The 26,696-nt window shown below is 71.5% G+C and carries 23 protein-coding genes; 7 read left to right on the forward strand and 16 right to left on the reverse strand.

From position 1 onward, the window contains the following. Window positions 1–23 precede the first annotated feature (23 nt). The 11 genes from AB0M30_RS02870 to AB0M30_RS02920 all read right to left on the reverse strand — a co-directional run bounded on the left by AB0M30_RS02870 (window position 24) and on the right by AB0M30_RS02920 (window position 13,361). Complete coding sequence (locus tag AB0M30_RS02870) at window positions 24–1,448, reverse strand: LCP family protein (RefSeq protein WP_364579049.1); 1,425 nt, start codon at window positions 1,446–1,448, stop codon at window positions 24–26. Between the two features lie 1,439 nt (window positions 1,449–2,887). Further along, window positions 2,888–3,562 (reverse strand): GGDEF domain-containing protein, encoded by a 675-nt coding sequence (locus tag AB0M30_RS02875; protein ID WP_364579599.1) that lies wholly within the window; start codon window positions 3,560–3,562, stop codon window positions 2,888–2,890. A gap of 123 nt (window positions 3,563–3,685) precedes the next feature. Further along, on the reverse strand, window positions 3,686–4,249 hold the full coding sequence (gene idi, locus AB0M30_RS02880; protein WP_103337878.1) for an isopentenyl-diphosphate Delta-isomerase: 564 nt from the start codon (window positions 4,247–4,249) through the stop codon (window positions 3,686–3,688). Window positions 4,250–4,336: 87 nt separating this feature from the next. Beyond that, complete coding sequence (locus tag AB0M30_RS02885) at window positions 4,337–5,170, reverse strand: alpha/beta hydrolase (RefSeq protein ID WP_364579051.1); 834 nt, start codon at window positions 5,168–5,170, stop codon at window positions 4,337–4,339. Further along, on the reverse strand, window positions 5,167–8,154 hold the full coding sequence (locus tag AB0M30_RS02890) for an NACHT domain-containing protein (protein WP_364579053.1): 2,988 nt from the start codon (window positions 8,152–8,154) through the stop codon (window positions 5,167–5,169). Before AB0M30_RS02890 ends, AB0M30_RS02885 begins: the two co-directional genes overlap by 4 nt. A gap of 10 nt (window positions 8,155–8,164) precedes the next feature. After that, entirely contained in the window at window positions 8,165–8,692 is a 528-nt protein-coding gene (locus AB0M30_RS02895; RefSeq protein ID WP_364579055.1) for an isochorismatase family protein, read from the reverse strand. Continuing rightward, window positions 8,689–10,122, reverse strand: coding sequence for a cytosine permease (locus tag AB0M30_RS02900; RefSeq protein WP_364579056.1), 1,434 nt, complete (start codon window positions 10,120–10,122; stop codon window positions 8,689–8,691). The genes AB0M30_RS02895 and AB0M30_RS02900 overlap by 4 nt, the downstream gene beginning before the upstream one ends. After that, window positions 10,119–10,994 carry a PfkB family carbohydrate kinase gene (locus tag AB0M30_RS02905; RefSeq protein ID WP_364579058.1) on the reverse strand — a complete coding sequence of 292 codons (876 nt, stop codon included), beginning with the start codon at window positions 10,992–10,994 and terminating at the stop codon, window positions 10,119–10,121. The genes AB0M30_RS02900 and AB0M30_RS02905 overlap by 4 nt, the downstream gene beginning before the upstream one ends. Beyond that, window positions 10,991–11,986 (reverse strand): ADP-ribosylglycohydrolase family protein, encoded by a 996-nt coding sequence (locus tag AB0M30_RS02910; protein ID WP_364579061.1) that lies wholly within the window; start codon window positions 11,984–11,986, stop codon window positions 10,991–10,993. Before AB0M30_RS02910 ends, AB0M30_RS02905 begins: the two co-directional genes overlap by 4 nt. Next, window positions 11,983–12,675 (reverse strand): GntR family transcriptional regulator, encoded by a 693-nt coding sequence (locus tag AB0M30_RS02915; RefSeq protein ID WP_364579064.1) that lies wholly within the window; start codon window positions 12,673–12,675, stop codon window positions 11,983–11,985. Before AB0M30_RS02915 ends, AB0M30_RS02910 begins: the two co-directional genes overlap by 4 nt. Window positions 12,676–12,707: 32 nt before the next feature. Then, entirely contained in the window at window positions 12,708–13,361 is a 654-nt protein-coding gene (locus AB0M30_RS02920; protein WP_364579065.1) for a VC0807 family protein, read from the reverse strand. 109 nt (window positions 13,362–13,470) lie between these two features. Here AB0M30_RS02920 and AB0M30_RS02925 point away from each other — a divergent pair, with 109 nt between their 5' ends. Continuing rightward, window positions 13,471–13,812, forward strand: coding sequence for a hypothetical protein (locus AB0M30_RS02925; protein WP_364579068.1), 342 nt, complete (start codon window positions 13,471–13,473; stop codon window positions 13,810–13,812). Window positions 13,813–13,822: 10 nt separating this feature from the next. On the opposite strand, the gene AB0M30_RS02930 is transcribed toward AB0M30_RS02925, so the two are convergent. The 4 genes from AB0M30_RS02930 to AB0M30_RS02945 form a co-directional block, all read right to left on the reverse strand. Beyond that, window positions 13,823–15,439: an RICIN domain-containing protein gene (locus tag AB0M30_RS02930; protein WP_364579070.1), complete on the reverse strand. Its 1,617-nt coding sequence runs from the start codon at window positions 15,437–15,439 to the stop codon at window positions 13,823–13,825. Between the two features lie 373 nt (window positions 15,440–15,812). Beyond that, window positions 15,813–16,952 carry a tRNA dihydrouridine synthase DusB gene (dusB, locus tag AB0M30_RS02935; RefSeq protein ID WP_364579073.1) on the reverse strand — a complete coding sequence of 380 codons (1,140 nt, stop codon included), beginning with the start codon at window positions 16,950–16,952 and terminating at the stop codon, window positions 15,813–15,815. Window positions 16,953–16,970: 18 nt separating this feature from the next. Then, on the reverse strand, window positions 16,971–17,486 hold the full coding sequence (locus AB0M30_RS02940; protein WP_364579075.1) for an O-acetyl-ADP-ribose deacetylase: 516 nt from the start codon (window positions 17,484–17,486) through the stop codon (window positions 16,971–16,973). A gap of 60 nt (window positions 17,487–17,546) precedes the next feature. Continuing rightward, on the reverse strand, window positions 17,547–18,083 hold the full coding sequence (locus AB0M30_RS02945; RefSeq protein ID WP_364579078.1) for a hypothetical protein: 537 nt from the start codon (window positions 18,081–18,083) through the stop codon (window positions 17,547–17,549). Window positions 18,084–18,140: 57 nt separating this feature from the next. Here AB0M30_RS02945 and AB0M30_RS02950 point away from each other — a divergent pair, with 57 nt between their 5' ends. The 4 genes from AB0M30_RS02950 to AB0M30_RS02965 all read left to right on the forward strand — a co-directional run bounded on the left by AB0M30_RS02950 (window position 18,141) and on the right by AB0M30_RS02965 (window position 22,112). Next, window positions 18,141–19,106 carry a Gfo/Idh/MocA family oxidoreductase gene (locus AB0M30_RS02950; RefSeq protein WP_364579081.1) on the forward strand — a complete coding sequence of 322 codons (966 nt, stop codon included), beginning with the start codon at window positions 18,141–18,143 and terminating at the stop codon, window positions 19,104–19,106. A gap of 60 nt (window positions 19,107–19,166) precedes the next feature. Continuing rightward, on the forward strand, window positions 19,167–21,008 hold the full coding sequence (locus tag AB0M30_RS02955) for a DUF2339 domain-containing protein (RefSeq protein ID WP_364579083.1): 1,842 nt from the start codon (window positions 19,167–19,169) through the stop codon (window positions 21,006–21,008). 131 nt (window positions 21,009–21,139) lie between these two features. Continuing rightward, window positions 21,140–21,529 carry a TIGR03667 family PPOX class F420-dependent oxidoreductase gene (locus AB0M30_RS02960; protein WP_364579086.1) on the forward strand — a complete coding sequence of 130 codons (390 nt, stop codon included), beginning with the start codon at window positions 21,140–21,142 and terminating at the stop codon, window positions 21,527–21,529. Window positions 21,530–21,623: 94 nt separating this feature from the next. Further along, window positions 21,624–22,112: a DUF6328 family protein gene (locus AB0M30_RS02965; RefSeq protein WP_364579089.1), complete on the forward strand. Its 489-nt coding sequence runs from the start codon at window positions 21,624–21,626 to the stop codon at window positions 22,110–22,112. On the opposite strand, the gene AB0M30_RS02970 is transcribed toward AB0M30_RS02965, so the two are convergent. Then, window positions 22,088–22,480, reverse strand: coding sequence for a VOC family protein (locus tag AB0M30_RS02970; protein WP_364579091.1), 393 nt, complete (start codon window positions 22,478–22,480; stop codon window positions 22,088–22,090). The two genes, AB0M30_RS02965 and AB0M30_RS02970, sit on opposite strands and share 25 nt — an antisense overlap. Window positions 22,481–22,559: 79 nt before the next feature. On the opposite strand from AB0M30_RS02970, the gene AB0M30_RS02975 reads away from it, so the two are divergent. Continuing rightward, complete coding sequence (locus tag AB0M30_RS02975) at window positions 22,560–24,377, forward strand: LamG-like jellyroll fold domain-containing protein (protein ID WP_364579093.1); 1,818 nt, start codon at window positions 22,560–22,562, stop codon at window positions 24,375–24,377. A 112-nt stretch (window positions 24,378–24,489) separates the two neighbouring features. Further along, a complete protein-coding gene (gene helR, locus AB0M30_RS02980) occupies window positions 24,490–26,694 on the forward strand; it encodes an RNA polymerase recycling motor ATPase HelR (protein ID WP_364579096.1) in 2,205 nt (734 codons plus the stop codon). Window positions 26,695–26,696 lie beyond the last annotated feature (2 nt).

Raw genomic sequence — 26,696 nt, forward strand, 5'->3', positions numbered from 1 at the left:
CCCGGACTAACGATCCTCGCGGATCAGCCCGTGGTGGTGCTCTTGCGGGTGCTGGTCGTTTTCGAGCTGCCGCTGCTCTTCGGCTTCGACGTGCTGGTCGGCGGGGCCTGCTCGTTCACCGGGACCGGCGCCTTCGGGTCGGGCAGCGGAGTGTTGTTGCGCAGCGCGTCGAACAGCGCCTTCGTCTTGCTGACGACGAGGACCTCGTTGCCCCGGGTGTTGGCCATGCCGACCGTCGGGACGGTGAGGAACGTGATCTTCGACTGGTCGAGGCCCTTCATCGACTGCGCCAGCGTCATCATCTGCTTGACGCCGAGGTTGTCACCGAAGGTGGCCTTCGCGAAGGCGTTGATGAAGTCGGTGAGCTTGCCGGGGTCGAGCACGACGTCCGAGGACATGACCTTCTTCAGCAGCGCGCCGATGAACTCCTGCTGCCGCTTGATCCGGCCGTAGTCGGAGGTCGGGTCGCCCTTGACGTGCCGCGCGCGGACGAAGTTCAGCGCCTGGTCGCCGGAGATCGTCACCTCGCCGGTCTGCAGCAGCACCTTGCCGAGGATGCTGTCGTCGATCGGGATCTCGTTGTTGATGGTGACGCCGTGCACCGCGTCGACCATCTCCTTGAAGCCGTTGAAGTCGATGCCGACGAAGTGGTTGATCCGCAGCCCGGTGATCTGCTGGATCACCTTGGTCACGCACGCCGGCCCGCCGACCGCGTAGGCGGTGTTCAGCTTGGCGAACTTCGCACCCTTGTAGACCTCGGCGGTCGTCTTGTTCTGGGCCGGGTCCCACTTCTGGCAGTCCGGGCGGTTGATCTCGAGGTCACGCGGGAACGACGTGACGACGACGCGCTTCCGGTCGGCCGGGATGTGCGCGACCATCACGGTGTCGCTCCGGGCGCCGGGAGTGCTGTCGGCGGTGCCGACGCCTTCCTCGGCGGACGCGCCGTCGCGCGTGTCGGAGCCGACCATCAGGAAGTTCTCGTCGTTGGCCTGCGCGTCGGCGTCCTGGATGTCGGCGGAGTTTTCGTCGAGCGCGGAGACCTGGGTGAACTTGGCGTCGAAGTAGGTCTGCGCCCCCCAAGCACCCCCGATCCCGAGGAAGACGAGCCCGGCCACGACGGCGGCGGCGATCCGTCCGAACCGGGCCGACCGGTCGAGCTTCCGCTGCTTCTTTTCCTGCAGCCGGGTCTGTTCGGCGTCGGCTTGGGCTTCTTCCGGAGCCGTGGTGACCACGCGGTGCAGGGCGGTGCGGGTGCTCTCGATCAAGGAGGTGGGCGAGAGCCGTTCACGGCGTTCGCGCCGCTTGGCCTCTTCGGCTTCCATCTCGTCATGAGCGGCGGAGAACCGGGCGAGGGTGTGATCGATTTTGCGGCGGTACTGGGTCGCCTCGTCGATCGCTTCCATCTCATCGGTCATGGTCAGCGGATCGAGCTCGGCCCGCGACGGCACGGCGGCGGACCGCTGGGGCGCGGAACCGCCCTCAGCGGCGGCCCGCCGGGACCCATCGGTGTCGGCGGCGGCGCGCTGAGGTGCACCCGGGCCGTCCGGCGCGGGGCGGCGGCCCGCGGGGCCTTCGGCGGTGGCGCGTTGGGGGGTGATCCCTTCGGCCGCTGCCGTACGGCGGGGTGCGGGGCCGTCGCCGGCTGCGCGCTGGGGTGCGGCTCCTTCGGCGGTTCGGCGGGGAGCCGGGCTGTCCGGCGTGGCGCGCGGGGGTGCTGCTGCGTCGGCGGGAGCTGCCGGGCGCCGGGAGGCGGGGCTTGCCGGGCCGTCCGCAGCGGGGCGGCGGCCTGCGGGGGCCTCGCCGGTGGCGCGTTGGGAGGTGATCCCTTCGGCGGCTGCCGTGCGGCGGGGTGCGGGACCATCGCCGGCCGCGCGTGGGGATGCGGGCCCTTCGGCGGCTCGGCGAGGTGCGGGGCCGTCGCCAGCCGGGCGCGGGGATGCGGCTCCCTCGGCGGTGGTGCGGCGGGGTGCCGGGCTGTCCGGCGTGGCGCGCCGGGAGGCGGGGCTCGCCGGGCCGGGGCGCTGCGGGGTGGCTGCGTCGGCCGGGCCTGCGCTGCGGCGGCTTGCGGGACCCTCGCCGGTCGCGCGCTGGGGTGCGGCTCCTTCGGCGGCTCGGCGGGGAGCCGGGCTGTCCGGCGTCGGTCGCTGGGGTGCGGCCGCGTCGGGGCGGGGTGCGCGGCGCGGCGGGGTGCCGTCGGCCTGGGGTGCCTCGGGTGCCGGGCGGCGGAGGCGCCGGGGCGGCTGCTGCGCGGCCGTCGTCTGCTGCGGGCCCGGGTTCGCCGCCGGCGGGCGCCTCTGGAGGGGGGCCTCCGGCTGCGGGGCCGCGGCCGTCGTGCGGCGGGGCTGGCGGGGTCGCGGGGCGCGCGGTTGACGAGTGGCGTCGGTGGGTACTGGGTCTTCAGCGGGCCCCTGTGCCGGCCTCGCGGCTCGCGGCTGCGAAGAGCGCGCCGGGGCCGCCGGCTCGGCGCCGTGGACCCGGCGTCCGGGCTGGTCGGAGCGGTCCTGCTGCTCGCGGGGCGGCACCGGGCGGGCGCCGGTGGTCTTGGCGACGACGTCCGAGACGCTGATCCCGCCCTGGTCCTCCATCGACCGGCGCCGTCCGGGCCGGGGCCGCGCGGCACCGTCGAGGCGGCGACCGGTTCCCGGGCTGTCGAGCTCGTCCGGCACTCGGTCTCCTTTCGCGCGTTCGCAGGGGGTGGCTCCGACTTGGCCGTCTTCCCCCGCAGGAGGTGATCGTTCCCCCGGAGGTTTTCGTTATCGTACGGATACCCCCCGTTCGTGACGACACCCTCCCGGAATTTTCTTCACCTTGAGTCGACGAACGGCCGGTGTGCGTCGACAAACGGGTGATAGCCCTTGTCGGCGGACGGAGTAATGCGGCCTTTGTGTTACTCAGAGTGGGTTATTAACTGTGTCGTTTGCGCGTCGCGATAGACGACTTTGTTGCGGCCTGCGCGTTTCGCCGCATAAAGCAGGACGTCCGCGCGGCGCAGCTGGCGTTCCGGTGACGCCGGCGGGCCGGGCTCGTGCGCCAGGCCGGCGCTGATGGTCACCCGGAGTCCCGGCTGGAGTTCTGACCAGGGGTGACGGGCGACGCGCACCCGGGCGTCGTCGACCACGCGGAGGGCACCCCGGGCGTCGACCCCGGGCAGCCACAGGACGAACTCCTCGCCGCCGTAGCGGGCGCAGAAGCCGCCCGGCGGGAGGTTCTCCTGGAGGAGATCGGCGACCCGGCGCAGGACGCGGTCGCCGACGAGGTGACCGTACGTGTCGTTGATGCCCTTGAACCGGTCGAGGTCGATCAGCGCGAGCGCCAGCGGCGGACGGTCGGTGAACGGTCCGTACAGCCGCTCGTCGAGGTAACGGCGGTTGTAACTCGACGTCAGCGGGTCGCGGAGGCTGCCGTCGCGGGCGATGGCCAGCGCGGACCGCAGGTGCTGGTAGGCGCGCCGCCAATCGCCCTGGGTCGCGAAGAGACCGGCGATGGCCTCGTGCAGGCGGAGCAGGTCCGGCGGCGGCGGGCCGGCTGTCCGGCCCGGAGCGCCTTCGCCCTCGGCGACCATCCCCGCTTCCACCACCCCTTGGTTGTCGTCGTGGGGGCGGTCGCGCTTGAGGTGCCGGTGCGGAAGAAGGTGAATTTCGCTCAAACGGGACCCGGTTGGTTACTCTCCGGAGTATTGAAAGGCTCAGAGTCCGGAGAACGGTTCGATGCCTTTGAGCTGCGAGAACTGGTCTTTCGCCCAGTAGCTCACATTGGCCGTCGCGTCGTCCAGTAACTCGATGTAGTCAGTCCACGCGACCCACCGCCAGTCGCCGACCTCTTCGGGGTTCGGCGCCGGCTCGGCGTCGGCCCAGGCGGCGAACACCGGGCAGAACTCGTTTTCGACGATCCCCTGGAACGGCGGCGTCCGGTAGCGGTAGTTCGGCAGCACGCAGTGCAGCCCGGACAGCGACGGCAGCCCGAGCTCGTAGCCGGCCCGGCGCCGGACGGCGTCCTCGAGGGCTTCGCCGGGCGCGGGGTGGCCGCAGACGCTGTTGGTCCAGACCCCGGGCCAGACCTTCTTGTGGAGGGCGCGCTGGGTGATCAGCAGGGCGTTGTCGCTGCGACGCAGGACGTAGCACGAGAAGGCCAGGTGTAACCGGGTGTGTTCGTGGTGGCTGGCCAGCTTCGGGCCGGTCTCGCCGGTGGGCACGCCGTCCTCGGTGACGAAGACGACCTGCTCGGTCTCGGGTTCGGTCGCGATGTCCACGTGCCCCAGTGAACACGACGGGCCGGGCCGCGCCGTACCGCGAGGCGGGTGGGTTACCCGTGATCCGCCCGGCGGGGTGACGCGCCGTCACCGCGCGTGGAGGTGCTCCACGAGCAGCGTGGTGACGGCTTCCGGCGCCTCCTCGGGCGCCCAGTGCGTGACGTCTTCGAGCATTTCGAAGCGGTACGGCCCGGTGACCCAGTTGGCGGTGTCGAGCGCGGCGGTGGAGCCGAAGGAGACGTCCTCGGTGCTCCAGATGTACAGCGTCGGCACGGCGATCTTGCCGATCTTCCCGCCGGGCCGCCCGGCCCGGTACCAGTTGAGGGCCGCGGTGAGCGCACCCGGCTCGGACAGCCGCCCCACGTAGTCATCGACCTTCGACGGCGACACCCGCCGCTCGAACATCTCCCGCAGCGCGCGGCCGTCGTTCTCCAGCATCCGCCGTTCGGTGACGCGGGTCTGCCGCCACTCGGTCATGTACCGGCTGCGCAGGTGCTGGTCCTCGTCGGTCTTCATGGCCTCGGCGAGCGCCGCGGGGTGCGGCGTGGAGACGACGGTGAGGCTGCGCAACCGCTCGGGGTGCGCGTCGGCGGTCCACCAGGCGACGGCGCCACCCCAGTCGTGCCCGACGAGGTCGAACTTCGGCCACCCCAGCGCTTCGGTGATGGTGACGACGTCCCCGACGAGGTGATCGATGGAGTAGTCCCCGGCCGCCTCCGGCCGCACCCCGGGCGAGTAACCCCGCTGATCCGGCGCGACGGCCCGGAACCCGAGCACCCCGAGCGTGGCGACCTGGTGCTCCCACTCGACCGCGGCTTCGGGGAAGCCGTGCAGCAGCAGCACGGGCCGCCCGTCCTCGGGCCCGGCGGCGATGGCGTCGAAGGAACCGGCCTCGGTGGGGATGCTGATGTGGTCGATCACGGCCCGAATCTACTGCCTGCCGTCCCGTCCTCGTCGACGAGCGTGTCCTGGGAGGTCGTACGGACCTTGAGACCAGGCCGGTCGGCGAGGGAGGACAGATCGACCTCGTTGGTGCTGTCCACTCGCAGCTCTTGTAAGGCGCTGAGACCGGACAAGAACCGAAGATCCGGAACGGGGGTCTCCGCGATGTGTAACAGCCGCAGTTCTGTCAAGGGAGGGAGCGAGCTTAGATCCACGCTAGGGCATTCGTCGAAGGTGAGCTCCGTCAGGCTGCCCGCCCAGCGGATCAGGGCGTGAATGTCCTGCAGGTGTGGACAGCACTGGAAGGTGAGCTTGCCGGGTCGGTCCAAAAAGGACAGTATCTGCAGATCTTCGAGGTGTGACACCGAGTTCAGGGCCAGCGCCGGCAAGTGGCGCAAGGGGGCCAGCTCGGTGAGCCGGTGGATGTTTTCGATGTGGCTCAGCTGGAGGAATTCCAGGTTCGGCAGTTCGGCCAGCCGTTCCCACCCGTGCGTCTCCACCTCGGCGACGATGGCGCGCAGGGTGGGAATCCCGGCAAGTGGTCCGAGGTCGATCGAGGCGGCGGAGATGCCTGTCAAGGTGATGCGTTCCAGCGAAGTGCTCACCAGGGAACGCAGGTCGCCGTTCAGTATTTCGCACCAAATTTCGAGATGTTCGAGGTGGCGCAGGTGCTCCAGCGCTGCGAGTTCGCCCGGATCATCCACCCCCAGGTAGTCGATCGGCAGATCGGCCAGCACGCGTTCGGCGAATTCGACCGGATCGAACCGCTGCCAGGCATCGAGCAGCTCATTGACCACAGTCTCGTCCTGAGCCCAGCGGTAGTGGGTCAGCAGTTCCATGGCGCCGGCGCCGCCGATCAAGGCGATCGCGTGGATGGTCGCAGCCGTCGTCTCAGGGGTGTCGGGTTCACTGGCTGCCAAGAGGTCGAGAACGAACTCGCCCGCTGCTGCCAGCGCCGTGGCTTCCTCATGATTGGAAGGCGGGATCAACGTGCTGGCGCGGTCCTCGATCTCGTTCCGCAGCCGCTCGCTCAGCACCGGTGACGTCTCCAAGCACGCGAGCGCCACCAGGTCGAGCTTCAGCCGTTCCTGCTCGTCCGTGTCCCACTGGAGGATCCCGTCCAGCAGCAGCTCCCGCTGCGCGGGATGGGCGTGGCCCGCCGCCAGGACCACCACCTCGCGCCACTCGTCGAGACGGGCGTTCGCGGTCAGGATGCCGATGTCGTCCTCTTCGATTGCTGCCTGAGCGGCCAAGTACTCCTGGAAGGTGCGGTGCACGAAGTCGATGCGGCCCGGGACCGGTTCGCGCAGCACGCCCCCGCGATCCAGCAGGTGGCGGAACACCGTGTGCGGCGTGACGTCGATCTGGCCCATCGAACGCAGCTTCGCCGTGATGCGGGCTTCGGCGTCGGCGGCCGGGACGTCCGTGTGGCCGTTGCGGACCAGCCAGTACGCGAGGCTTCGCAGCAGCACCAGCTTCTCGGTCAGCGAAAGCCGGACGGGGACTTCGATCTTTCGCTCGATGTCGCGGCTGTCGAGCAGCATGCGCAACGCGACTTCGTACAGCTCCATCCGGTTTTCCGGGAGCCGTCCGCTGCCCTGGTGGTGCAGCGCGCAGAGCAACGCGCACAGCAGCGGGTTCTCCGCGATCCGCCGCAGCGCGCTGCGGGCGCCGATGGCCGTGATCAGGGCGTCGCGTTCTTCGTCGAGCGGCTCGCCCGGCAGCGCGTGGTGCCAGCGCGTGACGAACGTCCGGACATCGCGCGGGGTCATCGGCTGGAGCCGCACCTCGGTGAACCCCTCGCGGCTCAGCCAGCCGGCGGTCACCGCGGCCGGGCGCGTGGTCACGACGAACCGGGCGCGGGGGAACGCGCCGACGAGTTCGCGCAGCCACTCGTGCACCTCACGACGGCGCTCGTCCGGAACCTCGTCGAGGCCGTCGACGAGCACGACGGCCCGGCCGTCACGCAGCTGCCGGTGCACCCAGCCGGGCGGCATCTCGTCGGCGATGTGCCTGCCGACCTCGTCGAGGAAGCGTTCCGGGGCCGGCAGCGGCGAGTGGCTGAACCGGCGCAGCCGCACCAGGAACGGCTCGACGTCTTCCCAGCCGCCGACGTCCCGCAGCTGCCGGCTCGCGCACTGGACGGCCAGCCACTGCAGCAGTGTGGTCTTGCCGGAGCCTGCTTCGCCGCGAAGGAGGATTTTCGATGTCCGCGGCAGCACGTGCTCGATCCGGTCGCCGGGGGCGTCCTTGCCGGACGTGACGCTCAGGCTCAAGTAGGCGACTGACAGCGGGTACAGCCGGGTCGCCTCGGTCAGGCCCGCGCCGTACAGCTCCATCCGGTCGAGCTTCGTCACGACCTGGCGGCGGAAGTCCGCGGCGAAGTCGTCCGGGTGACGACGTTCGGGCAGCGTCGCCAGCACGTTCCGGACCGTCTCGAGGATTTCCGTCTCGCGCTGGAGGATCTCGACGAGTGCACCGGGCTGGAAGCGCGGCAGGGTGCTCGTCACCTGCACCAGGTAGGCGCAGCATTCCCGCAGCACCCGCCGGTACAGCTCGGTCGCGTCGGCCGAGAGGAGCCTGATGACGCGAGGAACGGTCCGGAGCAGGTAGCGGTAGAGGTACGCGGCGTCGAGGTCGGCGTCGAACAGGTCGTCGTCGGTCAACGCGGCGCACTCGAACGTTTCGCGCACCGCCTCCACCGCGGCCGCTCGCTCGTTTTCCGGCACGGCACGGAACTCGACATCGAGGAACGGCAGCAGCCTGTCGGCGACGCGGTCTTCGAGATTGGTGAACAGTAGCCGGAGTTTGCGGCGGTCGTTGAGGCCGGTGACCTGCTTCTCCAGCAGATCGAGCGCCTTGGCCGAGGCGTCGGCGGCGACCGGGCGATCCCCCAGCCAGATCTTCGCGGCCGCCTTCACCACCGCAGTCGTCAACGCGATCGCTGAGGCTTCGATGCTCACCGAGCTGAGCCTAGCCGAGCAGCTCGGCGGTTGTGACGACGGTCACTAGCGGGGCGTAGAGCCTCATGATGTCCAGCGCCTTCGCGTGGCTCTCGTCGTCCGCGCCTGCGCAGGCGTCGGACACCACCGTTACCGCGACGCCCGCGTCCGCCGCGGCCAGGGCTGTCGACAACACGCAGCAGTCCGTTGAGACGCCCGCGAGCACCAGGCCCGCGCCGCCGACCCGGGTGGCCATGCGGGCGTTCCACTTGCCGAACGTTGTCGCGACCACAGTGGACGGTGGCTCGAACGGGTCGACCACCTGGTACAGCGGTGCGTCCGGTGGCTGCAACGCGAACGGCCACTGCTCGTAGTACCGCCGCCACGCTCCTTCCGGGGGCGAAGGCGCGACGAACCTCGTGAACACGACGTCTTCGCCGAAGGCCGTCACCAGGCGCTGGATCGGGGGGAGGACCTCGGCGAAGCGGGGGGTGAACCACGGGCTCGCCGGGTCGGCGAACACGTTCTGCAGGTCGATGACCGCCAAGATTCTCTTCACGCTGCCTCCTGCTCGCGGACCCGCCGCCGCGTCAGCAACGTTGCCAGGAAGCCCAGGGCCAGCGCCAGCAGCACGCCGAGGTTCGCGAAGGCCCACGCGCCTTCGCGGCCGCCGAGGCCGAACGGTTCCAGCAGGTATCCCTGCCACTTCAGCCACTCCGCCGACGTGTTCGTCACCAGGCCCCAGCCGAGCGCTGTCGACACCAGGACCAGGGCGATCGGGCCGACGCGGACGTCGCCGTAGCGGCCGGCCGGGTCGAACAGGTCGCCCTCGGCGTAGTCGCGCCGGCGCAGCAGGACGTCCGCCAGCATCACGCCGCACCACGCCGCCACCGGGACACCCAGCGTCACCAGGAAGCCCTGGAACTGGCCGAGGAACTCGCCGCCGAAGAAGACGATGTAGATCGTGCCGAGGATCATGATCACGCCGTCGACCAGCGCCGCCGCCGGGCGGGGGATGCGCAGGCCCGCCGAGAGCAGGGCCAGGCCCGACGAATAGATGTCCAGCACCGCGCCGCCGACCAGGCCGAGCACCGCGACGATCGCGAACGGCACCAGGAACCACAGCGGCAGCAAGGTCGTCAGCGCGCCGATCGGATCCGCCGAGATCGCCTTGTTCAGGTCCGGCGACGAGCCGGCCAGCAGCAGCCCGAACACCAGCAGCACCACCGGCGCCACCGACGCGCCGAACGTCGTCCAGCCGACCACGCCCCGGCTCGACGACGACCGCGGCAGGTAGCGCGAGTAGTCCGCGGCCGCGTTGACCCAGCCGAGCCCGAAGCCGGTCATCAGGAACACCAGCGCGCCCACCCACTGCTGCGCCGAACCGGACGGCAGCTCGCGGACAGCTTCCCAGTGCACGTCGCCGGCCACGAGGACCACGTAGACGACGGTGAGCACCCCGGTGATCCAGGTGATCCACGTCTGCAGCCTCATGATCGCGTCGAAGCCGAGCACACCCGCGGCGACGGTCAGCGCCGCCACCACGACGAGCGCGACCACCTTCGTCGGTGTCCCGCCGCCCCAGCCGAGGCGCTCGAACACGGTCGCCGTGGCCAGCGTCGCCAGCGCGGCGAGCACGGTTTCCCAGCCGACCGTCAGCAGCCACGAAATCGCCGACGGCAGCCGGTTGCCGCGCACGCCGAACGCCGCCCGCGAGAGCAGCATCGTCGGCGCCGACCCGCGTTTGCCCGCGATGGCGATGAACCCGCACAGCAGGAACGAGAACAGGATGCCGACGAGGCCGGCGACGAGCGCCTGCCCGAACGAGATGCCGAAGCCGAGGGTGAACGAGCCGTAGCTCAATCCCAGCACCGACACGTTCGCGCCGAACCACGGCCAGAACAGCTGCCGCGGGCGCCCGCGCCGCTCGGCGTCGTCGATCACGTCGAGGCCGTTCGTCTCCACCTCGAGCTTGCGGGAACCGGTCATCGCGTGGCCTCCACCAGCTGGTCGATTTCCTCCCGGCCCGGCGCGGTCGCCGGGCCGCGCCGGGTCACCGAAAGCGCGGCCGCCGCGTTGGCGCGCACGGCGGCGTCGAGGACGGTGCTGCCGCGCAACAGCTCCGCGGCCAGCACGCCGCAGTGCGTGTCACCCGCTCCGGTGGTGTCCACCGCGTCGACCGGGAACCCGGGGACGTCGGTGATCCGGCCGTTTTCGTGGACACGACAGCCTTTCGCGCCTTCGCGGACGACGGCGACGGGCGGCAGCTCGCCCAGCACCTCGGCTTCGCGGGCGGTGCAGCTCAAGATGTCTATGGTGGACAGCAAGTCATGGATGTCTCCAGGGTCGATGTCGGCGATGAGCGGGCCGGGGTCGAACAGGATCTTCGAGCCGGGCAGCCGGGGCAGCCACTCGATGAGGGCCGCGCGATTGATCTCGTGCAACCAACTGTATCCGCTGACGTACACGACGTCGTCCTTCTTTGGGAGGACCCGGTCGAGCAGTTCCGTCCGCAGCCGTCCTTCGGCGCCGGTGCCGGTCGCGAACGTCCGCTCGCCGGTCGCGTCCACCAGCACGACGACGACCCCGGTGTCCATTTCGGACTCCGGTTCGTGCGCCAGTTCCACACCCTCGGCCGCGAGGGCGGCGCGCGCGAGATCGCCGAAGCCACCGGTGCCGTGGCTGCCCGCGTAAAGCACGCGCGCGCCGGAGCGTGCGGCGGCGGCCATGACGTTGAAACCGCCGCCTGGCACCAGATTCGTCGAAGAAGCCAGCACATCGCCACCCGGCGGAGGCAGGGCCGGCACCGCCATCACGAGGTCGAGGACGACCTGCCCGGTGTGCACCAGCCGCCCGCTCATCGGCGGCGCAGCTTCAGGAGTTCGTCGACCAGCGGCCCGAACTCGAGCCGGTTGACGGCGAGCACGGTTTCGACGACGTCGGGGCGGAAGGCGCCGATACCGTGCGTGGCCCCGAGCATCGCCCCGCAGATCGCGGCGACGGTGTCGGTGTCGCCACCGAGCCCGGCGGCCAGGCGCAACGCCGACGGCGGGTCGTCGCCCATGGCCTCGGCCAGCGCGAACGCGGCCACCACGGACTCCTGCGACGCGACCGACGTGCCGATCACCCGCGCGACCGCGTCGGCGACGGCGGCCGGGGCCATGCCCCGCACCCAGCCGCGCGCCCAGCGGATCCGGGCGGCGATTTCGCCGCCGGGGGCCCAGTGCCCGCGTTCCCCGCCGACGACGGCGGCGCGCTCGCCCGCGTCGAGCGCTTCGCCCAAGCTCGCGCCGCCGACCCCGGCGGAGACGGCGGCCGCGACCGCGGCGGCCGACGCGATGCCCAAGCTGGTGTTGTGCGTGACCCGCGCGGTCGCCACGACGGCGTCGACCAGCCGGTGCAGGTCGTCCGACGGCGTCGCGATGCCGACCGGCGTGACCCGCATGGCGGCGCCGTTCGTGGTGCCGGTGCGGCCGGCTTCGTCGGCCGGGACGCCGTCCCGGAGCCGGGTGAGCGCGCGTTTGGTGGACGGCCCCAGCAGGTCCGCGGAACCGCGGCGGACCATGTCGGCCTCCCAGATCAGCAGGGCGTCGGCGAAGACGTGCGGCTCGACCGTGCCGCGGCCGTCGATGAGCAGCCGGGCCAGCAGGACGGCCTGCTCGGTGTCGTCGGTGACCGAGCCGGCGGGCATCGAAGGTGCGACCGGCTGTTCGGCGACGGCGGTGAGCAGCCCGGTGACCGGCCCGTAGGTGGCGGCGATGGCGGCGCGGGACATCGACTGCGTCGGCATGCCGAGCGCGTCGCCGACGGCCAGCCCGGTGAACGCGCCGAGGGCCCGGTCCCGCGCGGTCACGGGTGTCCGAACGTGAGGTGGAACTGGAACCGGTCCGGGTCCAGCAGGCTGACGACCCGCTCGACGAGCCGGCCTTCGACGTCGACCGAGGTGCGTTCGGCGCGGAGGAAGAGCTCGCCGATCGAGCGGCCGAGCAGTTCGGCGGCGCAGGCGTCGAGGCGTTCGGTGCTGATCCACTGGTCGCCGCCGACGGAGAGCCGGCCGGCGGCTTCGAGGGTCTTGGTCAGGGACCCGTCCAGCAGGCCCGTCCCGGGGAGGCCGGCGAGCGGCCCGACGGCGGGCACGGTGGCGGTTTCGAGCGAAATCCCGCGCTCGCGTTCCCGCCGCAGCCGCCGCACGGCGACGTAGGCCCGCTCGCCGAATTCTTCCGCCAGGGCCACGTCTTCGACGGCTTCGATGCCGAGCAGTTCGGTGGTGACCGGCGCACCGGCGTCGGCGAGGGCACGCGCCCAGCCGATCCGCTGGTCGAGCTGGACGCCGTCGAAGGTGACGAACGACCCGACGCCGGCCTGGGTGGAGATGAGCTCGAGCTGCTGGAGCTCGGACAGCGCGCTGCGGACGGTGCCGCGGCTGACCTGGTACCGCAGGGCGAGCTGGTTCTCGCCGGGGAGGCGTTCGCCGTGGGCGAGCCGCCCGGAGCGGATCAGGTCGGTGAGGTCCCCGACCAGCTGCTGCCGCTTGCTGTACATGTCCACACCTGTACGCCCTGCGTCGGTGCAGGTCAAGCGGCGACGAGTTCCCGCGGCCGGGCTTCTTCGGCGACCATCATGCCCGCTTCCTTGGCGCTCAGGCCGGCGACCAGCATGATCACCGTGAACGTGCCGACGAAGATGACGGTGCTCAGCCACACCATCGTGGACACCGGCAGGGTGAAGGCCCCGATCACCCGGGCGGCGCTCTCCAGCACGAACCCGACGCCCCAGATGAAGCTGCTGCGGCGCAGGACGGTGTCGAACCGCCGGGTGCCCTGCAGCCGTTCCCAGGCCGCTTCGTGGTCGGCCTTGCCGTGGGTGAGGAAGGGGCGCAGGGCCTTGGTCATGAGCGGCTGCGCGGTGAAGGCGGAGATCAGGATGACCAGCCCGGTGATGCCGCTGCCCAGCGAGTCCTTCGCGATCATCATGCGGGTGTCCCCGGAGACGAAGGTCAGCAGCATGCCGACGACGTTGGTCACGAGGACGACGAGGGCCAGCCCGTTGAGGGTCCGGTTCTTGGCGAACTGGTAGAGGGTCCGGGCGAGCGGGAACACCCCGGAGAGGGCGAGCGCGGTGAAGTCGCTCGCCCCGAGCGAGTGGAGTCCGTAGTAGACGCCGAGGGGAACGGCGATCTCGATCGCGAGGGACTTGAGGGGGGCACCGGCGGCCTGGTTCGTCGTCATGGGAAGAGCTTGTCGCGGCGAGCGGCTCCGCGAGGATGCCGTCCGCCACGACTTCGGGCTGACAGATGTCATGGCCTCACGTTCCGCGCCGCTGCGTCGTCGGGTGGGCATGACGACGTTCTTGCGCGGCACGATCGCGCTGCAGACCCTGGTGGTCTTCCTCGCGCCGGTCACCGCCGGCCTGCTGCTGACCACCCCGAACGGGCACGTCCTGCACAGCGCTTCGGCGTACACCGTGTGGGTCGTCGCCGTCGTGCAGGTGGTCGCCGCGGTCCTGGCGTGGCGGCCGGGCGGCGGCTCGCCGCGGGCGGTCCTCTACGCGGTCGTGTTCCTGGTGCTGGTGACGGCCCAGGTGGTGCTCGGGATCGCGCACGTCACGACCGTGCACGTCCCCCTCGGGGTGGCGCTGTTCGGGGTGAGCCTGGTGCGGCTCACCCGCCGGAGCGGGTGAGCCGCCTGGCTCACGCCGCCGGCACGGTCCACTGCTGGTTGGCCTGGCCGTTGCAGGCCCACAGGAGCACCTTGGTGCCGTTCGCGGTCCCTTGGCCGCTCGCGTCCAGGCACAGGTTCGACTGCACCCCGGCGATCGTGCCGTTCGCGTTCACGGTCCACTGCTGGTTGGCCTGGCCGTTGCAGTCCCAGATGACCACCGGTGTCCCGTTGGCCGTGCCCTGGCCGGACGCGTCGAGGCACTTGTTCCCGTAGACGGTCAGCTGCCGTGACGCCGTGCGGGTCCAGGTCTGGCCGGGGCCGCCCTGGCAGTCCCACAGCTGCAGCTGGGTGCCGTTCGCCGAGGTCGCGTTCGGCACGTCGAGGCAGCGGCCGGACGGCTTGCCGGTGATCGCCCCGCCGCCCGTGGGCGTGCCGTCGGATCCGGTGACCGTGAGCAGGACGGCCTCCCCGGCCGGGACCGAAGCCGCGTAGCTCGAGGCGAAGGTGCCGCGATCGGCCCCGGCCCACACGTCACGCACGGTGGCCGACCCCGTCAGGCCGAGGGAAGACCACCGGGCGGTGATCGTCGCGGCCGAGCCGGTGCGGTTGAGGAGCACGACGGCCCGGCGACCGGTGCCGGACAACACCTTTTGGTAGACCTGAAGCCCCGAAGCGTCCTCGGCGACCTTCGTGCCTTGGCGCCCGAGCGAGTCCTGGTCCACCGCGATCATCTCCGGGTTGGTGAGCGCGGCCTTCGTGGCGGCGGTCATCTCGCCGGGCTTGTTGCCCGCGATCAGCGGGGCGCCCGAAATCGCCCACAGGCTCAGGTGCGTGCGGTTCTGCGCGTCGGAGAAGCCGGGCAGGCCGGCGACGAGCATGTCGGGGTCGTTGTAGTGGCCGGGACTCTGCGCGCTCGCGTGCTGGGCGGCGTCGAAGTTGGCCAGCACGCGCGACATCGAGGGCTTCTCGCCCCAGTAGATGATGTCGCCGCTGGTGCGCCACAGGTTGGCGATGGCGGGCGCCCAGTTCCACGGCTGGTTGCCGCCCCACTCGCAGACGGAGAACACCATCGGCCGGCCGGTCTGGGCGGTGGCGCGCGCGATGGAGTCGCTGATCGCGGTGTAGGCGTTGCGGGCGTTGAGCCCTTCGGCGTTGCCGCCGCACCAGTCGACCTTCACGTAGTCGAAGCCCCAGCGGGAGAACTGGAGGAAGTCCTGGTCGTAGTGGCCTTCGGCGCCGGTGCCGGGGTAGGCGGGGTGCCCGGTCGGGTAGTAGTAGCCACAGCCGTTGCGGCCGGCGTCGGTGTAGATGCCCGCTTTCAGCCCTTTGCTGTGGATGTAGGCGGTGATGGCGGACATCCCGCCGGGCCACTTCGAGGCGTCGACGGTGATGTTGCCGCCCGCGTCGCGGGCGCCCGTCCACCAGCCGTCGTCGATGTTGACGTACTCGTAACCCGCGTCCTTCATGCCGGAGGTCACGAGCGCGTCCGCCTGCCGCTCGATGACGGTGTGGTCGATCGTCCCGGCGAAGGAGTTCCAGGAGTTCCACCCCATCGGCGGCTTGGTGATCGGAGCCGCCGCCGCGGCACTCGACGGAGCCGCGAAGACCACGAAAGCGGACAGCAGGCCCAGGACCGCCGCGAGCACTTTCCACGACGTCCACAAAGGACGGAAGAATCGGCGCGGCGGGGTGGCGGGTGCGGACGCGTGCGACAACGGAACCCCCATCAGCATTGACGGCGAGCCGGGCAGGAGCGGAATGTGAACGCTAACACAAACTCGCTTTTCGTTGTGCCGCACAGTGAAACTTTCATTTCACGGCCCTTTTGCGGCTTGCGACGGCGCCCTCGGCGGAGGTGAGGGCTCGGCGGCAAACGGGGGGCGTTTTGCCGCCGAGCCGAAGCGTCGATGATCGGGCCGGTCGGGGGGCGTGCCGGACCGATCACCTCAGCACCGGACAAGAGGGCGGGCGGCGGCGATCATGACGTCCGGGGCGGGAAGTCACCGAAACGGGTGACGCTCAGCCGCCCGAGTGCATGTCTTCCGCTTCGGGGACGCAGTCGTCGTCCGGGTCGTCCAGCCAGCCGTGGGGCAGCGTGACCTTGCCCGGAGAGCCCTGACGTCCCCGCGGCCCGGTCGCGGCCTCGGGGAACGGGGCGTCGTGGTCGAGCTGGGCGATCAGGTCGTCGAGCTGCTCCATGGACGAGAGCATCGCGAAGCCGCGGCGGAGTTCGGAGCCGACCGGGAAGCCCATCAGGTACCAGGCCATGTGCTTGCGGATGTCGCGCATCGCCTTGTCGTGGCCGTCGTGCTCGATGAGGAGCTCGAGGTGGCGGCGGAGGACGGCCGCCACCTCGCCGAGGTTCGGCGGCGTGGGGAGAGGGCGCCCGGCGAAGGCGGCTTCCAGCTCGCCGAACAGCCACGGGCGGCCGAGGCAGCCGCGGCCGACGACGACACCGTCGCAGCCGGTTTCGTCGACCATGCGCAGGGCGTCGGCGGCGGAGAAGATGTCGCCGTTGCCGAGCACAGGGATGCTCGTGACGGCTTCCTTGAGTTCGGCGATCTTGGTCCAGTCGGCCTGGCCGGAGTAGCGCTGCGCGGCGGTGCGGGCGTGCAGGCTGACGGCGGCGGCGCCCTCGGCTTCGGCGATGCGGCCGGCGTCGAGGAAGGTGCGGTGGTCGTCGTCGATGCCGATCCGGAACTTCACGGTGAACGGTGTGTCCCCGGCCGCCTTCACGGACTCGCGCACGATGGCTTCGAACAGCTTCCGCTTGAACGGCAGCGCGGCCCCGCCGCCCTTGCGCGTCACCTTCGCGACCGGGCAGCCGAAGTTGGAGTCGACGTGGTCGGCCAGCCCCTCGCCGACGATGATCCGGACGGCTTCGGCCATGGTCTTCGGGTCGACGCCGTAGAGCTGCATGGACCGGGGCTTTTCGTCCGCCCCGAAGGTCATCATGTGCATGGTCCCGGGGTGCCGTTCGACGACGGCGCGGGCGGTGATCATTTCGCACACGTAGATGCCGGCGCCGTACTCGGCGCACAGCTGCCGGAAGGCGACGTTGGTGATGCCGGCCATGGGGGCGAGCACGACCGGCGGATCGACCTCGTAGGGGCCGATCTTCAGGGCGGGCTTGCTCAAGGTCGCGGTCACGTCCTCCATTGTCGCTGGTGGTGTTGGTCACACCCGACCAGGGTGGCCCACCAGGGCGGCTTCGAGCAGCTCGTGGGTCTCTTCGTCGAAGGCGACGAGGCGGATCAGCTCGACGCCGGTCCGGGTTTCCCGCAGCGTGCGGACCGCGATCGCCGCGGCTTCGCCGGGCGGGTACCCGTAGACACCGGTGGCGATCGCGGGAAACGCGATGCGGCGCACCCCCAGTTCGTCGGCAACCGCCAGGCTGCGGCGGTAGCAGGACGCGAGTAGTTCGGCCTCGCCGTACGCGCCGCCGTCCCAGATCGGGCCCACGGTGTGGATGACGTACTTGACCGGCGCCAGGCCGAACGCCGGTGTCGCCTTGGCGTCGCCCGGGGCGCACGGGGCGATCGCGGCCCCGGCTTCGGCCAGTTCGGGACCGGCGGCCCGGTGGATCGCGCCGTCCACGCCGCCACCGCTCAGCAGCGACTCGTTCGCGGCCGTCACGACGGCGTCGACGCGCTCGCGGGTGATGTCGCCGAGGGCCACCTCGATCGCGGTCATCTCCCGAGGGTGCCGCCCGGCCGGGGCCGGCGAAGCGCTGTTCTCGTCAGGCGGACAGGCTCACTTGTCCCAGACCGTGACGTCCCCGGTGGCGCCCCCGTCGAACGTCTCGGCGACCCCTGTGACGTCGATGCGGAACACGCGCCCCTCCGCCGTCCGGCCGCAGACGTGGTTGCCCTTCTCCGTTCCGCTGATGTACGTCTTGCCCTGCTCGTCGACCGCCGAGGCGCACGCCGCGCGGTCCGGGGTTCCGCTGCTGGTCCACACCGCCATCTTCGCGGCGTCGTGGTAGCTCTCGAACACGCCGCCGCCGCCCCAGACGTACGTGTCGCCGGTGCGCTTCGGCGGCTTCAGGTCGAAGTTGAAGCGGCCGAACTCCAGGTGACCCTGGTAGTACACCGTCGCCGGGGCGGCCGGGGTGTTCGCTGCCTGGGACTGCGTGGCGCCGGGCGCCGCCGGGGAGCTGCTGCTCGGCGGACTGTCGCCGGCGCTCTTGAACAGCCCGCCGAAGTCGGAGATACCGGTCAGCAGGGCGCCGACCGCGCCCATCAGCGCGACGGCTCCCGCGATCCACCCGGCCTTCTTCGCCTCCGCCACCACTCCCCCTTACGACGTAGTCGCTTGGTCACTTTAGACAGGCATAGGGTTCGGCGTATGACGAACGCGCCCCTCCGCTGGGGAATCATGGGTACCGGTGGCATCGCCGGCGCCTTCGCCCGGGACCTGCGGCTCACCGAGTCCGGCGTGGTCGCCGCGGTCGGGTCACGCTCGGCCGGAAGCGCCGAAAAGTTCGCTGACGAACTGGGCATCCCCACCCGGCACGGCAGCTACGAAGCGCTCGCGAACGATCCGGACGTCGACGTCGTCTACGTCGCCACCCCGCACCCGATGCACCACGCCAACGCCCGGCTCGCGCTCGAAGCCGGGAAACCCGTGCTGGTCGAGAAGCCGTTCACGATGAACGCCGTCGAGGCCCGCGACCTCGTCGACCTGGCCCGGGCGCGGAACCTGTTCCTGATGGAGGCGATGTGGACGCGCTTCCTGCCGCACGTCCGGCACATCCGCGAGCTGGTGCCGCGGCTCGGGGACGTCGTCACCGTCGCCGCCGATCACGGGCAGTGGTTCGCCGAAGACCCCGCCTTCCGGCTGTTCGCTCCCGAACTGGGCGGCGGCGCCCTGCTCGACCTCGGGATCTACCCCGTCTCGTTCGCGTCGATGGTCCTCGGGCCGCCCGAGCGCGTGGCCGCGATGGCGACGCCCGCCTTCACCGGTGTCGACGCCCAGACGTCGATGCTGTTCGGCTACGCGAGCGGCGCGCAAGCCGTCCTGACCTGCACATTGAGCGCGGTCTCGCCGACCACCGCGACGATCGTCGGCACGGACGCGCGCATCGAGGTCGACGGGCCCTTCTACGCGCCCGCCTCCTTCACCGTGATCCCGCGCGAAGGGGAGCGAAGCCGCTTCGAATACGTCGATGAGGGCCTTGGCCTGCGGCACGAGGCCGACGAAGTGGCGCTCCGGCTGGCCGCCGGAGAGATCGAGAGCCCGCTGATGCCGCTCGACGAGACCGTCTCGATCATGACGACCATGGACGAGGTGCTGGCCGCGACCAGGACGTGACCCGGGATTGAGTAGTGCTACGGATCCGCAGGTGGACGCCGGTGCGTGACCCTGTCCGGTATGACCACCGAAGCAGATGTGCTCCTCCGGCTCGCCGGCGAGATCGACGACCTGGGGCGTCGTCTCGCCGTGGTGGGTTCCGAACTGCGGACCGTCCGGGAGCTGCAGCCGGAGCAGCCTGAGCAGGCAGCGCAACCGCAGCCTGAGCCGCAACCCCAGCCCCAACCGCAACCACAGCCGCAGCCCCGGCCGACGCGGCCCGAGTCGGTCCCGTGGCCGCAGTACCAGTGGCAGCCGCCGCCCCAGCCGCAGTACGTCCCGCCGCAGCAGCACTACTACGGACCGCGGCCGTCGCCCGCCATGCCGGTTCCGCGGCCGACGCTGGGCGAAAAGCTCGGCCGGGAAGGTGCCGGCAGCCGCGTGCTCGCCTGGGTCGGCGGGGCCGTGACGCTGCTCGGTGTCGTGCTGCTGCTCGTGCTGGCCGTGCAGCGGGGCTGGCTCGGGCCGGTGCCGCGGGTGCTCGTCGGTGCCGGGTTCGGGCTGGCGCTGACCGGCGCCGGCGTGTGGCTGCACCGCAAGCCCGCCGGCCGCACCGGGGCCTTCGCGCTGGCCGCCACCGGCATCGCGACGCTCTACCTGGACGTCGTCGCCGCGACCTCGCTGTACGAGTTCCTGCCGGTGCTCGCCGGGCTCGCGGCCGGGCTGGCGGTCGCCGTCGGCGGGCTGCTCGTGGCCGTGCGCTGGGAGTCGCCGCTGCTGGCCACCGCCGTCGTCATCGGCTGTGTCGTGTGCTCGCCGATGATCGTGCGCGGGTTCACCCCCGAGCTGGTCACCTTCCTGCTGATGGTCCAGCTCGCGACGGCGCCGGTGCGGCTGCGCCGCGACTGGCCGTCGCTGACGCTCGCCGCCGGCATCCCGCCGCTGATCGCCTCCGTGATCAGCACGGCGTGGCTCGGCGGGGGCGGCAGCTGGGCCAACACCGCCGCGGCCGGCGGCACCGGGGTCACGTCCGTCGTGCTCGCGCTGGTCGTCCTGCGCCGCCGCGAGAACGACCCCGCGGCCCTTTCCCTGCTGGCCACGGCGGTGGTGCCGACACTCGTCGCGGCGGTGCTGCTGCCGAAGGCGCAGGCGGTGCCGATCACCGCCGGGGCGGGCGTCGTGCTGCTCGCCGTCTGGGCGGCGCGCCGCTGGTGGCCCGGGTTCGCCGGGCAGGTGGCCGGGCTGGCCGGGCTGGTCGCGCTCCTGCAGGCGACGGTCACCCAGTTCGACGGCCCGGTGCGCGCCGGGGTGCTGCTCGGCGAGGCGTTGCTGCTGGCCGTGGCCGCGGTGGGCGGCCGCAACCGGGGCGCGCTCGCCGCCGCGCTCGGGTTCGCGGCGATCGGTGGCCTGCTCGGCGTGGCCTTCGACGTCACGCCCGCGCTGCTGATCGTGCCCCGCGCCCACGCGGTCGCCGAGCTGACCGGCGCGCTCGCGGTCGCCGCGCTGATCCTCGCCGTGTCGGTCGTGCTGCCGTGGGCCGCCGCGCGCCTGGCGGTGTTCCGCGGCCCGGCCGAAGACCTGCCGATCTGGCTGCTCGCCGGGGTTTCGGCGCTCTACGGCGCCGCCGGGGTCGTGCTCTGCGGGGCGCTGCTGGCGGTCCCCGGCCGGACGGGGTTCCTCCTCGGCCACGCGCTGATCACGGTGTCCTGGACGATCGCGGCGCTCGTGCTGCTGCTGCGCGGGATCGACGTCGCCGCGCTGCGGGTGACCGGGCTGGTCCTGGTCGGCGCCGCGGTGCTCAAGCTGGTGCTGTTCGACCTGGCGGCGCTGGACGGCCTGGCCAGGGTGGGCGCGTTCCTCGGCGCCGGCCTGGTGCTGCTGGCGGCCGGGACGCGGTACGCGCGCCGGGTCGCGTCGCGCTGAGACAACCGGGGCTGCGCCCCGGGCCGGGGGCTCCGCCACCCGGAACCCCCGAAAAGCCGTCAGCGGAGGGAAGAATTGTCGGTGCCCCGTGGTTACCTGGGTCACAGACCCGACGACCAAGGGGCACCGACATGGCCGCACCGAAACTCGCCGACCGCGCCGCCGACTCGATCGCCTGGCTGACCACCGTCACGCCGAAGGGGCGCCCCGCGCCCCGGCCCGTGTGGTTCGTCCTCGACGGTGACGACATCGTGGTGTTCAGCGAGCCGGGCACCGCGAAGCTCCGGCACATCGAGGCGAACCCCGACGTCAGCTTCCACCTCAACAGCGACGAGCACGGCGGCTCGATCCTCGTCGTCACCGGGAAAGCGCACGTGGAGGCGGGCAAGCCTTCGGAGGCACCCGGGTACCTCGACAAGTACGGCTCCCACTTCGCGGGGATCGGCTTGACCGCGGACGGGTTCGACGCCAAGTACTCCGTCCGCATCCGCGTGGTGCCCGAGCGCTCCTGGGGGTTCTGACCAGTCCATTTCGGACGGTGCGGGGCCGGGAGTTCGTGGGAAAGTCACGGATTCCTGCCCGGTGGACACTCCGGGGTCCGGTTATTGTGCATTCGTGCCCGAACACACCGGCGAAACCCGCAACGAGCAGCTCACCCGCAACATCGGCGAGCTCCTGCAGGAACTGCGCGTCGCGCAGGCCGGGGTGCAGATCCTCTTCGGCTTCCTGCTGTCGGTCGTGTTCACCGACCGGTTCCACGACGCCAGCGGGTTCGAGAAGTCGCTGCACCTGTCCGCGGTGGCGCTCGCGGTGGCGGCCACGGCCCTGCTGACCGCGCCCGCGGCGTGGCACCGGCTGCTGTTCCGCACCGGCAGCCGGGAACGGATCCTGACCGTCGGCAACCGGCTCGTGCTGGTCGGGCTGGTCTGCCTGGCCCTGGCGATCACGTCGACGGTCGCGCTGATCGCCAAGGTGGTCTACGGCGGGATCGCCATGCTGATCATGGCCGTCCTGTGCCTGCTGATCTTCGGGATCCTCTGGTTCGTCATGCCGTTCCGGCTGAACCCGGCCAACGGCGGTCAGCCGACGGGCCCGCCCAAGTAGAGCGTGTCCTCCTGGACGAAGCAGAGCGGGTTGCCGAACGGGTCGTCGGCGTAGAAGGAGCGTTCGCCCCAGAACTGGGTCTCGATGGCGTCGTCGGCCCAGCGGGGCCCGGCGGCGCGCACCCGCTCGAACGTCTCCTCGACGTCGTCGACCGCGAGGTAGACGATCCGCGGGTCCCGCTGTGGGCGCGGCTCGCGGTGTTCGAGCGGCGCTTCGACGCAGGCGAGCACCACGCCGCCGCAGGTGAAGTAGTGCCGGTTGACCGCGATCCGCTCGCCGGGGTTGCCGAAGACGGCTGCGTAGAACGCGACGGCGACCTCGATGTCGTCGACGGGTTGGATCAACCGGAACACCCGGGGGCCGCTCATGCGGGCACAGTACCGCTGTTCATCCGGTGTTCGGCAGCAGTTGCCGGGCTGGTCGGAAGCCGCCCGTAGCTTCCGGCCCGTGACTGACACTTCTCGCCGGACCTTCCTCCTCGGCGCACCGGCCGTCGCCGCCGCGGCGACCCTGCCGAACGTCCTCGGCGCGCCGGCCGCCCAAGCCACCGGCCGGCACCGCCCGGACGCCGAAGATCCGCGCTTCACGCTCGTGGTCATGCCGGACACGCAGTACCTGTTCGACGAGGACCGCGGCGACGCGGCCCCGCTGGACGCCTCGCTGCGGTACGTCCTCGAAGCCGACGACGACAACGTTGTCTTCCTCGCCCACCTGGGCGATCTCACCCAGAACGGCCGGGCGGACGAGTTCGCCAGGATCAGCCGGTCGTTCCAGGCGCTGGACCGCCGCCGGTTCCCGTACAGCACCCTCGCGGGCAACCACGACATCGACGGCTCGAAGGACGACCAGCGCGGCGCCTCGCCGTACCTCGACGCGTTCGGCCCGCAGCGCCAGCGCAACTCGCCGACGTTCCGCGGCGCGACGAAGGACGGCTACAACAGCTACCACGTCTTCCGCGGCGGCGGCCGCGAGTGGCTGCTGCTCGCCCTCGACTGGCGGCCCTCGGCGGGCGGCCTGAACTGGGCGAAGCAGGTCCTCGCGCAGCACCCGACGCTGCCGGCGATCCTCACCATCCACGAGCTCGTCTGGGCCGACGACAACGCCCAGGCGCAGTTCTCGACGTTCGGCGAGCACGTCTGGCAGGAGCTGGTGCAGGGCAACGACCAGATCTTCCTCACGCTCAACGGCCACTACTGGCCGACCGGGCGCACCGTCCGGAAGAACGCCGCCGGGCACGACGTGCACGTCCACCTCGCCAACTACCAGGACCGCTACTACGGCGGCAGCGCGATGGTCCGGCTCTACCGGTTCGACCTCGCGCGCGGCGTGATCGACGTCCGGACGTTCTCGCCGTGGCTGGCCGCGCAGGACCACCTGAGCGAGATGCAGCAGGTGGAGGTCGAGCGCAGCGGCTCGGCCGACTACTTCAGCCTGGAGATCGACTTCGCCGAGCGGTTCAAGGGCTTCTCGCCGGCGCCGGTCCCGCCCGGGCGCCCGGCGAAGCAGCTGGTGATCCCCGGAACCGTCGCTTACTGGCGGTTCGAAGGCGGCCAGGACGGCAAGGCGGTGCCGGACGACGTCGTCGTGCGTGACCAGACCGGCCGCGGCAACGACCTCACGCGCGTCACCGCGCCCGGCAGCGGGCCGGACGCGCTGAAGTACTCGAACGAGTTCTCGCCGCGGCAGCCGTCGCGGGCGAGCCTGCGGTTCGACGGTGGCCGCGACCCCAGCCGGGGCGCGTACCTGCGGACGGTCGACGCGGCCCCGATCAACAAGCTGAAGTTCGAACGCGGCTACACCGTCGAGGCGTTCTTCCGGCTGCCCGCGAACTTCAAGGACGGCCACCACGGCTGGTGCGGCCTGTTCGCCCGGCAGGGCAGCGGTGCGGCCGCGGGCAAGACCGGCGACGACCCGCAGGAATCGGCGGCGACACTGTCCCTTTCGGACGGTGGAGAGCTGCAGTGGGCGGTGTACCCGCTGAACCAGGACCGGACCTCGACGAACTGGGGCCACGAACTGCCGGTGGAGAAGTGGTGGCACGTCGCCGTGGTCAACGACGGCCGGCGCACGACGATGTTCGTCGACGGCTGCCCGGTGGTCCGGAACCCGGCCACGCCGGCGGTCGGGCTCGCCGATCCGGGCGGTTCGTGGCTGGTCGGTGCGTCGTCCTACGACGGGAAGGTCGACCGCAGTTTCGCGGGGCTGCTGGGTGACGTGCGGGTGGTCGACCGGCCGCTGAACCCGCGTGAATTCATGCTGGGCTGAGCCGCTCCGAAGAGGCCCTTGACAGCGGGTGGACAATAAAAAATCGGCGTGCTCTTCGAAACGCAGAAGAACTCGCCGAACCTGATAGGAGTCTAACCGCTGTGAGGGGAACTTGTCAAACCAGGGGTACGACGAGGAATTGCGGGAAGAACGGGCCTACGTCGCCGCGCTGTACGAGCGGCTCGACCGCGAGCGCGCGGCGGCGCAGGCCCGCTACCACGGTGCACTCGGGCAAACCGAAGTGACGCCGGGGGAACGGGAGGACGACGTCCGCTGCCGGTCGCGGGAGGCGGCCCGGCTGGACGTCGCCGACAACGGGTTGTGCTTCGGCCGGTTGGACGCCCTTTCGGGCGAAATCAGCTATATCGGCCGGGTCGGTCTCTTCGACGCCGAAAACGACTACGAACCGTTCCTGCTGGATTGGCGGGCGCCGGCCGCGCGGCCGTTCTACGTGGCCACGGCGGCGCGGCCGGAAAACCTGCGCCGCCGCCGTCAGTTCCACACGATGGGCCGTCGCGTCCTCGATTTCACCGACGAGGTGCTGGGGCGCCCGGGTGACGCCGAACGCGGGGACGCGGCCCTGCTCGCGGCCGTCAACGCGCCACGCGGCGAGGGCATGCGGGACATCGTCGCGACGATCCAGGCCGAGCAGGACGAGATCATCCGCCTCGGCCACGCCGGGGTGCTGGTGGTCGAAGGCGGTCCCGGCACCGGCAAGACGGCCGTCGCCCTGCACCGGGTGGCGTATCTGCTCTACACCCGGCGTGAGCGGATGTCGCGCAGTGGCGTGCTCGTGGTCGGGCCGAGCCCGCTGTTCCTCGACCACATCGGCCGCGTGCTGCCCTCGCTCGGCGAAACGGACGTCGTCTTCTCGACCACCGGCGACCTGGTGCCCGGGCTGCACGTCACGGCCGAGGACCGGCCGGAAGTGGCGCGGCTGAAGGGATCGCTCGAGATCCTCGGCGTGCTGGCCGCCGCGGTCGCCGATCGCCAGCAGGTACCCGATGAGCCCGTGTCGATCGACCTCGGCGACGTCACCGTGGAGCTCGACGCCGGACTCGTGGCCCAGGCCCGGCTCGAGGCGCGCGAGACCGGGCTGCCGCATAACGAAGCCAGGGTGGTCTTCCGCGAGCGCGTCACGGCGCTGGTCGCCGAGCGCGGTGTGGCGAAGATCGGCGAAGGCTGGCTGACGCGAGCGGACCGCGGGTTGTGGGCGGACCTGCGGGCCGAGGTCCTCGACGAGCTCGCGGACCACGAAACTTTCGAGACCGCCCTCGACGAGCTGTGGCCGTACCTGACGCCGGAGACGTTGCTGGCGCCGCTGTACGAGTCTCCGCGCCGGCTCGCGGCCGCCGGGGCCGATCCGGCGTTGTTCCGCGCGGACGGCGCGGCCTGGACCGTGTCGGACGTGCCGCTGCTCGACGAGCTGGCCGGCCTGCTGGGCCGGGACGAGGCCGAGGACCGCGCCGCCGCCCGCCGGCGGGCGGAAGCCGAGGCCGAGTACGCCTCCGGCGTCATGGACCTCCTGAAGCTGGACGCCGACGAGCTGGACGAGGACGTCGCACTGGTCGCCGAGGACCTGCTCGACGCCGAGGACCTGGCCGGGCGGTTCACCGAGCGCGATACGCGCGACCTGGCCGAGCGGGCGGCCGCGGACCGCGACTGGACGTACGGGCACGTCGTCGTCGACGAGGCCCAGGAACTGTCCGAAATGGACTGGCGGGTGCTGATGCGGCGGTGCCCCAGCCGCTCCTTCACGATCGTCGGCGACCTCGCCCAGCGCCGCTCGGCGGCCGGGGCGACGGCGTGGGGCCCGGTGCTCACGCCGTACGTCGGCGACCGCTGGCTGTACCGCGAGCTGACCGTGAACTACCGGACCCCGGCGGAGATCATGACCGTCGCGGCGGCGCTGCTGGCGCGATTCGCGCCGGCCGTGCGGCCGCCGGAATCGGTGCGCGCGTGCGGGGTCCGGCCGTGGTCCAGACGAGTGACGGCCGATGAGCTGTCCGACGCCATCGACGACTTCGTCCGCGACGAGGCCGGCCGCGAAGGCACCAGCGTCGTGCTGGGGCCGCCGGGGGTGCCGGGAACGATCCCGGCCGCGGCGGCCAAGGGACTGGAGTTCGACGCCGTGCTCGTTGTCGAGCCGGCGCGGATCCTGGCCGCGGGCCCGCGTGGCGCGGCAGAACTCTACGTCGCGCTCACGCGCGCCACGCAGCGCCTCGGGGTGCTGCACCGGGATCCGCTCCCGGCGGCGCTGACCGGCCTCGCCGAGGCCGGGGTGCCCGCGAAGGCCGGGCACCGGCGCTTCCTGTAGGG

Source organism: Amycolatopsis sp. NPDC051716 (assembly GCF_040681595.1).
In the GTDB taxonomy this organism is placed as follows: domain Bacteria; phylum Actinomycetota; class Actinomycetes; order Mycobacteriales; family Pseudonocardiaceae; genus Amycolatopsis.

Coding starts and splice junctions, on each gene's coding strand:
- AB0M30_RS02920 (WP_364579065.1), bottom strand. CDS start 13,361: ATGACGACGAACCAGGCCGCCGGTGCCCCCCTCAAGTCCCTCGCGATC.
- AB0M30_RS02940 (WP_364579075.1), bottom strand. CDS start 17,486: ATGACCGCGATCGAGGTGGCCCTCGGCGACATCACCCGCGAGCGCGTC.
- AB0M30_RS02970 (WP_364579091.1), bottom strand. CDS start 22,480: ATGAGCGGCCCCCGGGTGTTCCGGTTGATCCAACCCGTCGACGACATC.
- AB0M30_RS02960 (WP_364579086.1), top strand. CDS start 21,140: ATGGCCGCACCGAAACTCGCCGACCGCGCCGCCGACTCGATCGCCTGG.
- AB0M30_RS02950 (WP_364579081.1), top strand. CDS start 18,141: ATGACGAACGCGCCCCTCCGCTGGGGAATCATGGGTACCGGTGGCATC.
- AB0M30_RS02955 (WP_364579083.1), top strand. CDS start 19,167: ATGACCACCGAAGCAGATGTGCTCCTCCGGCTCGCCGGCGAGATCGAC.
- AB0M30_RS02900 (WP_364579056.1), bottom strand. CDS start 10,122: ATGACCGGTTCCCGCAAGCTCGAGGTGGAGACGAACGGCCTCGACGTG.
- AB0M30_RS02915 (WP_364579064.1), bottom strand. CDS start 12,675: ATGTACAGCAAGCGGCAGCAGCTGGTCGGGGACCTCACCGACCTGATC.
- dusB (WP_364579073.1), bottom strand. CDS start 16,952: ATGGAGGACGTGACCGCGACCTTGAGCAAGCCCGCCCTGAAGATCGGC.
- AB0M30_RS02875 (WP_364579599.1), bottom strand. CDS start 3,562: ATGGTCGCCGAGGGCGAAGGCGCTCCGGGCCGGACAGCCGGCCCGCCG.
- AB0M30_RS02905 (WP_364579058.1), bottom strand. CDS start 10,994: ATGAGCGGGCGGCTGGTGCACACCGGGCAGGTCGTCCTCGACCTCGTG.
- AB0M30_RS02925 (WP_364579068.1), top strand. CDS start 13,471: ATGACGACGTTCTTGCGCGGCACGATCGCGCTGCAGACCCTGGTGGTC.